Genomic DNA, 13731 nt, shown 5'->3' with positions numbered 1-13731 from the left:
CATGAAGCCGCCGAGGTGGTCGAGCGCCATTCGCACGCGCTGCGGCTGAACATTCGCGCCTCGCGCGATGCATCCCAGAACATAACGCTTTTGAACGCCGGACGGATCGATGCGGCGGTCATCCGCGCCGACACGCCCGTCTTCACCGATATTCGCGGCATTGCCAGCCTCTATCCGGACCTGTTTCACATCATCGTACGCAATGACGCGCCCGCCCACTCGGTGCACGATCTGGGCCGTCTGAACGTCTCGATTCCCGACTTCGACACAGCCAATTTCCGCTCTTTCTGGGTCGTTGGCGACCATTACGATCTGCCGATCGGCGGTTTCGACTGGACGGCCGAGCCATTCGTGCACGGCGCCGACAAGCTGCTCGGGGGCGATGTCGACGCGCTGTTCGCCGTCCGGTCGGTCCGCGACCGGCAATTGCTGCGCATGTTCGAGGACGCTCAGCTGACCGGCCTCGAACTGCGCTACATCCCGATCAGCCAGGCCGATGCGATCGCGATCAAGCGGCCGTTCCTTTCCGCATCGCAGGTGCCGATGGGAGGCTTCACCGGCGCGCTTCCCGTCCCCGGCGCCGACACGCCGACGCTGGCGGTCGAGCGGGTGCTGGTCACCCGCGCCGACGTCCCCGAACGGCCGGTGCGGGAGCTGACGCGAATCCTGTTCGAACATCGCAAGGACCTGACGATCCGCTTCGCGCTGGCCTCGGCGATCGCCGCGCCGGGCACGGCGGGCGGCCTTTCGATGCCGCTGCACCAGGGCGCGCAAGCCTTCTACGATCGCCACGAGCCCAGCTTCGTTCAGGAAAATGCCGAGCCGCTGGCGCTGTTCGTCACGGTGCTCACCATCCTTGTTTCGAGCCTGATCGCCGTGCGCTCGCGCTTCCTTGCGGGCCAGAAGAACCGGGCCGACGTCTATAATTTCCAGCTTCTGGAAATCGCCGAACGCACCGCCGCGGCGGCGACCGCCGACGAACTCGCCACGCTCAAGGAGCAGCTCAATGCCGTGCTGCGCACGGTCGTCGTCGCCCTCGACACCGACGAGGTCACCGAGGAGGGCTTTCAGTCCTTTTCGCTTCTGTGGGGTGCCGTCCGCGAGACAATCAACGACCGGGCCGACGAACTGCTTGAGCACGAAGGGTCCGTCGAACTGCGGCGACGCGCGTGAAACGGCCCTCAGGGACCGAGACTGTCCACAGGGCGCCTGCTCCGGACGCATTTGAAATCCAAGGCAAAACGGGCTGGCGGCCGGTCTCGTCCGCCGCCTGTCCACAAGCGTTCATCGGATCGACTCGACTCCCGATCAAGTTTGCATCAATATTTGTCCAGGTAATCAGGAAATGATCTCTTAGGAGAGCACGGAAGGATTATCCTGAGTTCGCAGCGAACGTTCGCCGTGATTTGATCGTCGTGGCGAAGGGCTTTCATGGGGAAGAAATTTCTCGTGCTGGTCCTTGGCTTTACTGTCTTCTGACAGTGGCCATAGCGCCAAGCCGGGGCGCAAACAAAATACGGCCGACCGTGCCCGAAGGCCGGTCGGCATGGCCCGGAGCGCTCAGGGCGCGCGGTTTGCGCCGCATGTTCTGCCGATCCGGTCTCTGCCGGAGTATGCCGGTCGGAGAGGCTGAGGAACCGCAAGGTTCCGGGGCGCGATGTCCGGCATGACCCGCGCAATGCAGGGGGGCGGTGGCTTCGGCGACCGCCTTCCTCATTTTTATGCTTCCTCATTTCGCGCGGGGTCGTTTTCCGCGCCGATCCTTCCAAATTTTCCGAACGGTCCGTATATGAAGGCCTTGGCAACCGATGTAAGTTGGGTGTATCCGGCGCCGCCATGGCCATTTTCGATCACCAAAGCGACTGGAAGGACCGGTTTTCCCCCGGGCTCAGCGAGATCGAGCAGATCGCGCGCGAAGCCTATGCGCACCTGCCGCCGGAGTTTCGCAAGCTGACCGGCGAGGTTCAGATCCGCATCGCCGACTTCCCGACCGAGGAAATCGCCGACGATCTGGGTCTTGAGACGCCGTTCGACCTGCTCGGTCTTTTCGAAGGGCGGGGTATTGCCGAACTGTGGAATCCGGCGACCGGCGAACAGGCCAACCGGATCACGCTGTACCGGCGCGCCATCCTGGACTATTGGGCCGAGAACGACGAGACGCTGGGCGACATCGTCACCCATGTGCTGATCCACGAGCTGGGCCACCATTTCGGCCTGTCGGACGACGACATGGCGCGGATCGAAGCGTCCGCCGGCTGAGCGGCCCACACGAACGAACGCCTGAAGCAAGATGCACTCTGGTGTTCAGCCCCGGTGGAGTGGCGGCACCCGGGTGCCGCACACCTCAAACCGGCCGGATGCGCAATTTCCTGATCCGGTTCTTCTCGCGCCTGAGCACGATGAATCGCTTCTTGTAGAAGGTGAACGCCTGCTTTTCGGCGGGGATCGTCTGCGCCCGGTGGATGACGAGGCCGGCGATCGTGTTGGCGTCGTCGTCCGGAAGGTCCCAGTCGAGCGCGCGATTGAGGTCGCGGATCGGCACCGAGCCGTCGACGACCACCGACCCGTCGGCCTCGTTCGTCACGCCGGCGACCTCCACATCGTGCTCGTCGGCGATGTCGCCGATGATCTCCTCGATGATGTCCTCCAGCGTGACCAGCCCCTCCAGCTCGCCATATTCGTCAACGACGAGCGCGACATGGGCCTTGCGCCGCAGGAAGGCGTTGAGCTGGTCCTTGAGCATGGTCGTGTCGGGCACGAACCACGGCTTGTTGGCGACTTTCATGATGTCGATCCGGGCCGGATCGTTGCCGGCGGCGTGCAGGGCGCGCAGCAGGTCCTTGGCGTGGACGATGCCGACGACGTTGTCGGTCTCGCCGCGCCAGAGGGGCAGGCGCGTATAAGGGCTCTCAAGCACCTGGCGGACGACGCTTTCGGGCGGATCGTCGGCATTGACCATGTGCATCGCCGTGCGGTGGATCATGATGTCGCCGACATCGAGTTCGGAAAGATCGAGCACGCCGCCGAGCCGGTCGCGCTCCTCCTTGACGAACGAGCCTTCCTCGTGAAGCACCTCGACCGCGCCGCGCAGCTCCTCGTGCGCCGAAAGGATCGATTCGCCCTTGCCGAAAGTGACGCCGAACAGGGCAAGGATGCGGCGCACGATCGCGTCGACCGCATGGGCGAGCGGGGCGACGATGGCGACGAACCGCTTGATCATCGGCACGACCGTGATGGCGAACCGGTCGGTCTTGGAGATGCCCAGATATTTGGGCAGCACCTCGGCGAAGATGACCAGCATCACCGTCATCACCAGCGTGGCGTAGACGACGCCGGTCTCGCCGAACAGCGACAGGAACAAGCTGGTGGCGAGCACCGAGGCCAGCACGTTGGCCAGATTGTTGCCGATCAGCAGCGCGCCGATCAGGCGCTCCTTGTTTTCGGTCAGCCCGCTGACCGCCGCGGCGCGCTCGTTGCCCTGGTTGGCGAGCTGCTTCATGCGGCCGCGCGAGACGGCGGTCAGGGCCGTCTCGGACCCCGAGAAGAAGCCCGACATGCCGATCAGAAGCAGAACGGCGGCGGCGGTGATCCAGATTTCCATCATGTTCGGCTGTCCAGCATGTCCCCAAGAAAGGCGCGCACCTGCGAGGCGGGCACGTCACGCGCAATGAAGGCCCGGCCGATGCCGCGCGTCAGGATGAAGGTCAATGCGCCGCGCGCGACCTTCTTGTCCTGGGCGATGAAGTCCATCAGCGCGTCGGCGTCGGCGATGTGCGGGCGGATGGCGCTCAGATCGGTCGGCAGGCCGGCCGTTTCAAGATGGGAGGCGACGCGCGCCGCATCGTCGGGGCTGGCCAGGTTCATGCGCGCCGAAAAGGCGTGCGCCATGACCATGCCGATGGCCACCCCCTCGCCGTGGACGAGCACGTCCGACCGGTAGCCGGTTATGCCTTCGAGCGCGTGCCCGAATGTGTGGCCCAGATTGAGCAGCGCCCGCTCGCCGGCCTCGCGCTCGTCACGGGCGACGATGGACGCCTTGGCCCGGCATGAGCGCGCGATCGCCTCGACGCGCGCCGGCCCGCCCGTCATCACAGCATCCAGGTTGGCCTGGAGCCAGGCGAAGAAGGGCGCATCGCCAAGCAGCCCGTACTTGACCACTTCGGCATAGCCGGCGCGGAACTCGCGGGCGGACAGCGTGTCGAGCACGGCCGTGTCGGCGATCACGAGCCGTGGCTGATGGAAGGCTCCGACCAGGTTCTTGCCCTGCGGCGCGTTGATCCCGGTCTTGCCGCCGACGGACGAATCCACCTGGGCCAGCAGCGAGGTCGGCACCTGCACGAACCCCATGCCGCGGCGCGCGACCGATGCGGCGAAGCCGGCAAGGTCGCCGATCACGCCGCCGCCGAGCGCGACGACCAGATCGCCGCGTTCGAGCCGCGCGTCGAGCAGGGCCTCGACCGTCCGTTGCAGATGCGCAAAGCTCTTGGTCGCCTCGCCCGCCGGCAGCACGATCGAGGGTGCCGCGAGCCCCGCATCGCACAGGCTGGCTTCGAGCGCGGCAAGATGCAGCGGGGCGACATTCTCGTCCGTCACGACCGCGCACCGCGCCCCCGGCGCGAGCGCGGCGATGCGCGCGCCCGTCTCGGCCAGGACGCCGGGGCCGATCACGATGTCGTAGGCGCGCGCGCCCAGATCGACGCGAACCGTCTGCTGGCCTGGCGCGTGCGTCATGCGGGTTGTCCTTGTTTGTCGTCGCCGGTCAGGTGGGCATGCAGCGCGGCGGCGACGGTGCCGGCCATCTCTTCCTTGCTGATATCGCGCGAGGAAACGGTGATGTCGGCGGTCGCATAGACCGGATAGCGCTCATCCATGAGCCGCTGCATGACCGCGCGGGGATCGGGCGTCTTCAGAAGCGGCCGGGTCGCCTTGCGGACGACCCGCGCCATCAGCAGGTCGATGTCGGCCGAAAGCCAGACCGAAACGGCCGATGCGGCGATGGCGCTGCGCGTATCGGCGTTCATGAAGGCGCCGCCGCCGGTGGCCAGAACGGACCGGCCGCCCGTGAGAAGGCGCACCATCACGCTCGCTTCGAGCCGCCGGAACTCGGGTTCGCCATAGGTTTCGAAAATGTCCGCGACCGACATGCTGGCCGCCGTCTCGATCTCGTGATCGGCGTCGATGAACGGCAGGCCGAGCTGTCCGGCCAGCTTGCGGCCGATCGCCGACTTGCCCGCGCCCATCAGGCCGATCAGCACGATCGGCCTGTCGCCAAGTCCGGCGTTCACCTGTGCGGCGATGTCGATCAACTTTTCTGACACCATATGGTGTTAGCACAACAGGACGTTTGCCGAGTCAAGGCGCGCGCGCCGTTTCAGGCGCGCTTGATCTGAGCGCGCGTCCGGCCGCATAAGGAGCGCGATGCCCGTTTCCCCGATGCGTTTTGGTGACCTGCCATGCCGAGCCTGATCCGGTTCGTCGTCGTTCTGGGCGTTCTTGCCGGGCTCGTCTATGGCGGCATGGCCGCGCTTGCCTTCCTGGTCGAGCCACGCATGCGGCCCATGAGCGTGCCCGTGCCCGCCGACCGGCTCGACCCGCAACGCATCATCGTGCCTGCCCCCGGACCCGCCGGCGCCGCCGCGCAACAAGGCGCACCGAACGATCCATGACGGCGACGTTTCGGTAAGGTCCCGCTGCTAGCCTGCCGGGCCATGATCGATGCCTTCCTGGAAATGATGAGCGCCGAGCGTAGCGCGGCCGCCAACACGCTGACCTCCTATCGGCGCGACCTTGACGATGCCGAGCGCTTCGTGCGCCGCCATGGCGCCCGCGCCCTTAAGGACGCATGCGCGGACGACATCGCCGCCCATATGCGCGCCATGGCCGGGGCGGGTTTCGCCGCCAGTTCGCAGGCGCGGCGGCTGTCCGCGCTGCGCCAGTTCTACCGGTTTCTTTATGCCGAAGGCGTGCGCGGCGACGATCCCACCGGCGTGATCGCCTCGCCGAAGAAGGGGCGTGCCCTGCCCAGGCACCTGTCGGCCGATGCCGTTTCGCGTCTTGTCGAGCGCGCGCGGGTGGAGGCGGAGGACCCGGCGCAATCGAAGATCGGGGCGTTGCGCACGCGGCGGACCCGCGCCGCCGTCGAACTGCTCTATGCCACCGGCCTCAGGGTCGGCGAGCTGACCACGCTGCCGGCGCTGATCCTTGAGCGCGCCGAACCCTTCTTCGTCGTCAGGGGCAAGGGCGGCAAGGAGCGGCTCGTGCCGCTGTCCGATGCGGCCCGGGCGGCCTGCCGGACCTATCGCGACGGGCTGGCCGGCGATCCGCGCGCGGCGGGCTGCCCGCACCTTTTTCCCAACGGGGCGTTTTCCGCGCCGGTCGCCCGGCAGGTGCTGGCCCGGGACATCAAGGGGCTCGGCGTCCGTTGCGGCATACCGGCCGCGCAGCTTTCGCCGCATGTGCTGCGCCATGCCTTCGCCACGCATCTTCTGCAAAACGGCGCCGACCTGCGCGTTGTGCAGCAACTGCTCGGTCATGCCGACATCTCGACCACGCAGGTCTACACCCATATTGTCGACGAGAGGCTGCACGCGCTGGTCAGCGCGCACCATCCGCTTGCCGGCGCGGCCGGCCGGCGACGGGGGCCCCGCCGCGCCGCTTCTTGACACACAGCCCTTTTGCCGCCACCTGCGGAGCGCAAAAGGCCGGACGGAACGGCCAGGGGAACCGGGCAGGGCATGTACAGCTATCTTGAGTTCGAAAAACCGATCGCCGATCTGGAGGGCCAGATCCTTGAGCTCAAGAAGCTGGCCGACAGCGGCGAGGGCGCCGTCGACGTGGCCGAGGAGATCGCCCGGCTCGAAAAGCGCTCCCATGAAGCGCTCGTCGAGGCCTATCGCAAGCTGACCCCGTGGCAGAAGGCGATGGTCGCCCGCCATCCCGACCGGCCCCACTGCGTCGATTTCATCGATGCGCTGTTCACCGAATACACGCCGCTCGCCGGCGACCGCGGCTTTGCCGAGGACCATGCGGTGATGGCCGGCTTCGCCCGCTTTCACGGCGCGCCCGTCGCCATCATCGGGCAGGAGAAGGGCCATGACACCAAGACGCGCCTTGCGCGCAATTTCGGCATGGCGCGGCCGGAGGGGTATCGCAAGGCGGTGCGGATCATGGACCTGGCCGACCGGTTCGGCCTGCCCGTGATCACGCTGGTCGACACGGCGGGGGCCTATCCGGGCATCGGCGCCGAGGAGCGCGGCCAGGCCGAGGCCATTGCCCGGTCCACCGAAAAATGCCTCAACCTGTCGGTCCCGATCATCTCGGTGATCGTCGGCGAGGGCGGCTCGGGCGGCGCGATCGCCATCGCCACGGCCAACAAGGTCTATATGCTCGAACACGCCATCTATTCGGTGATCTCGCCGGAAGCGGGCGCGTCGATCCTGTGGCGCGATGCGGCGCGCGCCAGGGACGTGGCGACGGCGATGAAGATCACCGCGCAGGACCTCAAGGCGTTGAAGATCATCGACGGCATCGTGCCCGAGCCGCTGGGCGGCGCCCACCGCGACCATGCCGCCGTGATGGCCGAGACGGACAGCCACCTGAAAAAGGCGATGGACCGGCTTGGCGGAAAGGACGGCGCAACGCTCAGGAAGGAGCGGCGCGACAAGTTCCTCGCCATCGGTCGCGATCTCTGATTTCAGGTCTTCGACCGCACCGGGATCAGCAGCAAAAGGCCGAGGGCGAACAGGATCAGGATCGGCGTGATGCCGATGCGCTGACTGCCCGAGATCTCCGTGAACAGCCAGATGCCGGCCGGCGCCAGGAAAGCGGTCGCCCGGCCCGAAAGCGCATAGAGGCCGAAGGCCTCGCCCATCTTTTCGGGAGTGTCGATCTGATCGACCAGAAGCGGCCGCGAGGCGGCCTGCAAGGCGCCGCCGGCCGCGCCGATCAGCGCTCCGGCCACATAGAAGACGATGTCGGGCGCGGCCGACCCCCCTGCGACCTCAATGAACAGGATCTGCGTCTGGGTGGTCGAGATGACCAGGGCGCAGGAGGCCACAAGCGCGACGATCGTGATCGTGACCACCCGCTTGGTGCCGATGCGCGCATCGAGCCAGCCGCCCAGCACGCAGCCGAAGATGCCGGTCACCGACGCCAGGATGCCGAACACGCCAAGCTGGATGGTCGACCAGCCGAGCACGCCGACCGCATAGATGCCGCCGAACGTGTAAAGGCCGTTGAGTGCATCGCGATAGAACATGGACGCGCCCAGGAAGGCGAAAAGGCTGCGGCGGCGGGGCAGGCTACGGACGGTGCCCCACAGTTCCCGCAGGCCGCTGGCGAAAGCGTTGGCGATGTCGGCGCGGCGCGGCGCGTCGGGCGTGAACAGGAACAGCGGGATGACGAACACGGTGAACCAGATCGCCGTCAGCGGCCCCGACGCGCGGTCGCCCTGGCCGGCGGCCGGATCGAGCCCCAGGATCGGATCGAGGCCGACAAGCGTCCTGCCGCTTTCGGGGCTGGCGACCATCAGGGCGAGCATGACGATCAGGCAGATCAGCCCGCCGGCATAGCCGAGCGCCCAGGCATTGCCGGACAGCCCGCCCAGCCGGTCGCGCCCGACCAGCCCCGGCATCATCGCATTGTTGAAGATGGCGGCGAACTCAAAGCCGATCAGGGCGATCACGAAGGCGACCAGCGCCAGCGCGATATTGCCCGGCGCGGGATCGGGCGTGACGTACCAGAGTGTGAAGACGGCGGCGACCGCCACCGCCGAGAAACCGAAGATCCACGGTTTGCGCGGCCCCGTGGCGTCCGACAGCGCGCCGAGCACCGGGGCCAGCACGGCGATGATGAAGCCGCCCACGGTGGCCGCGAAAGCCCAGTCGGCCTGGCCCTCGACGGGATTGGCGGCGACCCGGCTTGCGAAATAGGGCGCGAACACGAAGGTGATGACCAGCGTGTGGAAGGGCTGGGCGGCCCAGTCGAACAGCATCCAGCTCACGATTCCCCGGCGTTTGGCGGCCGGGGCTGGCGCGGGTGCCTGAAGCGTTGCGGTCATTGGCGGGTCCTTTTGCGGATGCTCGGTCGGCTCATGCCACCAGGTCGCCGAGCAGCCCGGCCGCGACCGTCAGGCGCGAAACCGTCAGGTCGCCATGGTCGGTCAACTCGGCGATGCGGTCCTGAACGCGGCCGATCCGCATCTTGTTGACGTCGACCCAGGCGCCGACGGCCTGCGTCGGATCGGCGCCCTCGCCCTCGGTCAGCGCGGCGATGGTGATGGCCAGGCGCGCGGCGTGAATCGTGTCGAGCGCCCGCTGTCGGGCCAGGCCGTCGAAATAGTCGTGCGCCGCCAGCCGGTGGGCGAGATGTTCGAGCCGGCCGATGCGGAAGCGCCTGGTGACGTCGAAATAGCCGCGCGCCGCATCGACGGTCGGGCGGTCCGTTGCGTCGCTTGCGGCCAAAATGTCTGGCGCCATGGCGGTGATGGGCAGCATGGCCAGGCGCCGGGCCGCCCCATCGCCGAGCCCGGCCGCGCCGAACCGGCCGCGCCGCCCCTTCATCCAGTTGACCAGATAGTCCGGCGCGATCCTCATCAGGGCCGGCTCCAGCGCCGCGCGCGCGGCCGCGAGCCGTTCGACCGCCGGACCCATGGGCCCGGCCATGTCGCCGCATTTGAGATACTGGCCGATGGCGGCGCGCAGCGCCTCGGCCAGTTCGTCGTATATTTCGAGCTGGACGTCGCCCGCCACCTTGTTGTCGAGCGCGTCGACGGCTGCATGCAGCGGCTCGATCCCGTAGGCGTCGCGGCACACCACATGGGCGCGCGCGATGCCGGACGGCAGCATGCCCGTCGCATCCTCGAAGCGGCTGATCACGGAGGGACCGCCACGGTTGACGATCTGGTTGGCGAGCTGGGTGGCGATGATCTCCCGGCGCAGCCGGTGGCTCCCGATCCGGTCGCCATAGGGCTCGCGCATGCGGGGCGGGAAGTAAGCCGCAAGGTCCTTTTCGAGATGCGGATCGTCCGGCAGATCCGAACGGACCAGATCGTCGAACAGCACGATCTTGGCATAGGACAGGAGCACGCCGATCTCGGGGCGGGACAAGCCCTGCCCGGCCTGCCGGCGCTCGGCCAGCATGTCCTCGTCGGGCAGCAGCTCGACCGGACGGTCGAGCAGGCCGCGCTCCTCCAGGGACGCCATGAGCCGGGCCTGAAGGGGCAGGTTGGCCGTCCCGCGCCGCTCGGCGCGGCTGATGGCCAGCGTCTGCTCGTAATTGTTGCGCAGGACGAGATCGGCGACGCTGCCGGTCATCGCGGAAAGCAGCGTGTCGCGCCCTTGTCGCTCAAGCGTGCCGTCGGCCAGCGCGCCGGCGAGCGCGATCTTGATGTTGACCTCCACGTCGGACGAATTGACGCCGGCCGAATTGTCGATCGCATCGGAGTTGCAGCGTCCGCCGGCAAGGGCGTACTCGATCCGCGCGCGCTGGGTCAGCCCCAGATTGGCGCCCTCGCCGACCACCCTGGCGCGCAGCTCCCGCGCCTGGACCCGGATGGCGTCGTTCGCCCGGTCGCCGACCTCGGCATCGCGCTCGCCGGACGCGCGCGCATAGGTTCCGATGCCGCCGAACCAGAGCAGCTCCACATCGGCCTTCAGGATCGCGGTCATGATCTCGAACGGCGAGACCTTCTGCCTGTCGAGCCCGATCGCGGCAGCGGCGGCCTTCGAGAGCGCGATCTGCTTCTGGCTGCGCGGGAAGACGCCGCCGCCTTTCGACAGTTTCGATGCGTCATAGTCCTGCCAGCTCGACCGGCCCAGCGCGAACAGCCGCTTGCGCTCGGCAAAGCTCGCCGCCGGGTCCGGGTCCGGGTCGATGAAGATGTCGCGATGGTCGAAGGCGGCGACCAGCCGGATCTGCCCGGACAGCAGCATGCCGTTGCCGAACACATCGCCCGACATGTCGCCCACCCCGACCACGGTGAAGGGCTCGGTCTGGATGTCCTTGTCCATCTCGCGGAAATGGCGCTTGACCGCCTCCCAGGCGCCGCGCGCGGTGATCCCCATCTTCTTGTGGTCGTAGCCGGCCGAACCGCCCGAGGCGAACGCATCGTCGAGCCAGAAGCCGTGCGCCTGGGAGATCGCGTTGGCGGTGTCCGAAAAGCTCGCCGTGCCCTTGTCGGCGGCGACGACCAGATAGGGGTCCTCTCCGTCACGGCGGACGGTTTGCGGCGGCGGCACGACCGTATCGCCGTCCAGATCGTCGGTCACCGAAAGGAGCGCGGAGACGAAGGTGACATAGGCTTGGCGGCCGGCCTCGAAGACCTCTTCGCGCGTGCCGCCGCGCGGCAGGCGCTTGGGCAGGAAGCCGCCCTTGGCGCCGACGGGCACGATCACCGCGTTCTTGACCTGCTGCGCCTTGACCAGACCCAGCACCTCGGTGCGATAGTCCTCGGACCTATCCGACCAGCGCAGGCCCCCGCGCGCGATCGGGCCGAAGCGCAGATGAACGCCCTCGACCTCCGGCCCGAAGACGAAGATTTCGCGAAACGGGCGCGGCGCGGGCAGGATATCGATCGCCCCGGGATCGAGCTTGAGGGCGAGCGTGAGCCGGTCCCCGCCCTGCGGGTCGGGATTGTAGAAGCTGGTTCTGAGCGTTGCCTGGATCACCGAGCGGAAACGGCGCAGGATGCGGTCCTCGTCGATCGAGGGCACATCGGCGAGCGCGTCGCGGAACGCCGCCAGAAGGCGCTTCTGCGTGGCGGCGGTGTCCTCGTCCGGGTCGGCCAGGCGCGCCGGGTTGAGGCGGGCGTCGAACAGTTCGAACAGTTGCCGGGCGAGGCCGGCATGGCGTTCGAGCGTGCGCGCGATATAGTCCTGGCTGTAGGCGATGCCGGCCTGGCGCAGATAGCGGCCATAGGCGCGCAGCACGGTGACGGTGCGCGCGCTCATGCCCGCCGCAAGGGTCAGCGCGTTGTAGCGGTCATCGTCGATCTCGCCGGCCCGGACCGCGCGGAAGGCGTCCTCGAACGGCGCGCCGTCACCGTCCGGCATGATCGCGGTGCCCGCCGCGCTCTCGATCCGCATCACGTGCAGCCAGATGCAGTGGGGCCGCTCCTCGTCGGAGGCCCCGCACCCGATCCGGTAGGTCAGCTCGGAAATGACCCGGAACCCCATATTTTCGAGAAGCGGGACGCGCTCGGACAGGGCGACCGGCTCGCCGGCATGAAAGATGCGCAGCGATGCGACATGGTCCTGGGCATCCTCGTCCCGATGGAAGTCCACCGCCAGGGGCTCTTGCGCGGTGATCGTGTCGATGAACGCCAGGTCGGAAACCGCCTGACCGGGCGATACGGTGTCGCGATAGGCTTCGGGGAACGAGAACAGCCCGCCCTCGATCGCAAGGCCCGCTTCCCGGACGGCGTCGCGCAGCGCGTCCTCCCAGGTGCGCACGATCGCCGACACGCCCCGCTCCAGGGAGGCCAGGGTCGGGGTGGGCGTCTTGCCGGAGCGGCGGCCGACGATGATGTGCACGCGGGCGAGCTGGCCCTCGGGAAAAGCCGGATAGAAGGCCGACACGTGTCCTTCGTACATGTCGGCCATATGGGCGCTGATGCGCTCGCGGACTTCGGAATCGTACCGGTCGCGCGGCACGAAGACGATGATCGACACGAACCGGTCGAACGCGTCGATCCGGCTGAGCACGCGCACGCGCGGCCGGTCGGCGAGCGCCACGATCGCCTCGGCGTGGCGGGTCAGCGCGGGTACGCCGATCTGGAACAGCTCGTCGCGCGGATAGGATTCGAGCACGTTCAGCAGCGCCTTGCCCGAATGGCTGTCGGGATCGTGATGGGAGCGCTTGACGACCGCCTCGATCTTCGAGCGGATATAGGGAATGCGCAGCACCGAGCGGGTGTAGGCGGTCGAGGTGAACAGGCCGACCAGCCGCAACTCGCCGACGAGCCTGCCTTTGTCGTCGTAGCGCTTGATGCCGATATAGTCCATGTGGGTGCGGCGGTGCACGACGGACTTCAGGTTCGCCTTGGTGACGATGAGGATGTCGCGGCTGTTCAGGAAGGCCCGGATCTCGGGGGTCGTGGTCACCGGATCGCCGCCGCGCCGCAGGATGCGGACATCGGGATCGCTCAGAATGCCCAGCGCCGGCCGGTCCGCGCGTTGGAGGCGGCCGCGCTTCTCGCCGCCGACGAAGTCATATTCGCGGATGCCCAGGAAGGTGAAATTGTCCTCGCGCAGCCAGTGCAGGAATTCGAGCGCTTCCTTGACGTCGCGCCGGCGCGCCGGCAGCACGCCGGTTTTCAGTTCGGCGACGATCGCGTCGAGCCGCTCCAGCATGGCGGTCCAGTCGCGCACCGCCGCGCCCACCTGGCCGAGCGTGGCGCCAATGCTGGCGGCGAGCGTTTCGGCCTCCCGCTCGTTCACGCCCGAGACGACGGCGACGATCACGCTCGTGCGCACGGTCCGCTGCAACGCCATGCCGGGCCTTGACTTGTCGATCACCTCGAAGCCCGCCTCGCCATGGTTGATGTCGAGGACCGGGTGAACGACGAATTCGACGGACGGCGCAAGGGCGTTGATCTCGCCCAGAACCGAGTCGAACAGGAATGGCTTGTTCTCGTTGACGATGGCCAGGACGGTGACGGGCCGGCCGCCGCCGTCGGCCGTGGTGCGGAACCGGACGACGGGCTCGGCGCTGCGGTGACCGGCCAGCGCCGCG

Annotated in this window: 10 protein-coding genes; 5 read left to right on the top strand and 5 right to left on the bottom strand. The window is 67.8% G+C overall.

Annotated features, from left to right (window positions below):
* A partial coding sequence (locus AC5E6L_RS08745; RefSeq protein WP_491772670.1) for a TAXI family TRAP transporter solute-binding subunit occupies positions 1 to 1173 on the top strand: 1173 nt, incomplete at its 5' end.
* 663 nt (positions 1174 to 1836) lie between these two features.
* Positions 1837 to 2259 carry a metallopeptidase family protein gene (locus tag AC5E6L_RS08740; RefSeq protein ID WP_491772668.1) on the top strand — a complete coding sequence of 141 codons (423 nt, stop codon included), beginning with the start codon at positions 1837 to 1839 and terminating at the stop codon, positions 2257 to 2259.
* A gap of 85 nt (positions 2260 to 2344) precedes the next feature.
* Here the strand turns inward: AC5E6L_RS08740 and AC5E6L_RS08735 are convergent, their stop codons facing one another.
* The 3 genes from AC5E6L_RS08735 to AC5E6L_RS08725 are packed head-to-tail and all read right to left on the bottom strand — an operon-like array spanning position 2345 to position 5306.
* Positions 2345 to 3601, bottom strand: coding sequence for an HlyC/CorC family transporter (locus tag AC5E6L_RS08735; protein WP_491772672.1), 1257 nt, complete (start codon positions 3599 to 3601; stop codon positions 2345 to 2347).
* Complete coding sequence (gene aroB / locus AC5E6L_RS08730; protein ID WP_491229748.1) at positions 3601 to 4731, bottom strand: 3-dehydroquinate synthase; 1131 nt, start codon at positions 4729 to 4731, stop codon at positions 3601 to 3603. The genes AC5E6L_RS08735 and aroB overlap by 1 nt, the downstream gene beginning before the upstream one ends.
* Entirely contained in the window at positions 4728 to 5306 is a 579-nt protein-coding gene (locus tag AC5E6L_RS08725; RefSeq protein WP_491772666.1) for a shikimate kinase, read from the bottom strand. The genes aroB and AC5E6L_RS08725 overlap by 4 nt, the downstream gene beginning before the upstream one ends.
* Before the next feature lie 147 nt (positions 5307 to 5453).
* Here AC5E6L_RS08725 and AC5E6L_RS08720 point away from each other — a divergent pair, with 147 nt between their 5' ends.
* The 3 genes from AC5E6L_RS08720 to AC5E6L_RS08710 all read left to right on the top strand — a co-directional run bounded on the left by AC5E6L_RS08720 (position 5454) and on the right by AC5E6L_RS08710 (position 7691).
* Positions 5454 to 5666, top strand: coding sequence for a histidine kinase (locus AC5E6L_RS08720; RefSeq protein WP_491772664.1), 213 nt, complete (start codon positions 5454 to 5456; stop codon positions 5664 to 5666).
* 42 nt (positions 5667 to 5708) lie between these two features.
* Entirely contained in the window at positions 5709 to 6662 is a 954-nt protein-coding gene (locus tag AC5E6L_RS08715) for a site-specific tyrosine recombinase XerD (RefSeq protein WP_491772662.1), read from the top strand.
* Between the two features lie 72 nt (positions 6663 to 6734).
* A complete protein-coding gene (locus tag AC5E6L_RS08710; protein ID WP_491229752.1) occupies positions 6735 to 7691 on the top strand; it encodes an acetyl-CoA carboxylase carboxyltransferase subunit alpha in 957 nt (318 codons plus the stop codon).
* Between the two features lie 2 nt (positions 7692 to 7693).
* Here the strand turns inward: AC5E6L_RS08710 and AC5E6L_RS08705 are convergent, their stop codons facing one another.
* Both AC5E6L_RS08705 and AC5E6L_RS08700 read right to left on the bottom strand, forming a co-directional pair.
* Positions 7694 to 9058 (bottom strand): MFS transporter, encoded by a 1365-nt coding sequence (locus AC5E6L_RS08705; RefSeq protein WP_491229753.1) that lies wholly within the window; start codon positions 9056 to 9058, stop codon positions 7694 to 7696.
* Between the two features lie 31 nt (positions 9059 to 9089).
* Positions 9090 to 13731, bottom strand: a 4642-nt coding sequence (locus tag AC5E6L_RS08700) for an NAD-glutamate dehydrogenase (RefSeq protein ID WP_491772659.1), incomplete at its 5' end; no start/stop codon positions are given.

It is taken from the genome of Roseitalea sp. (assembly GCF_984466335.1).
This window is presented reverse-complemented; position numbering and strand designations above follow the sequence as displayed.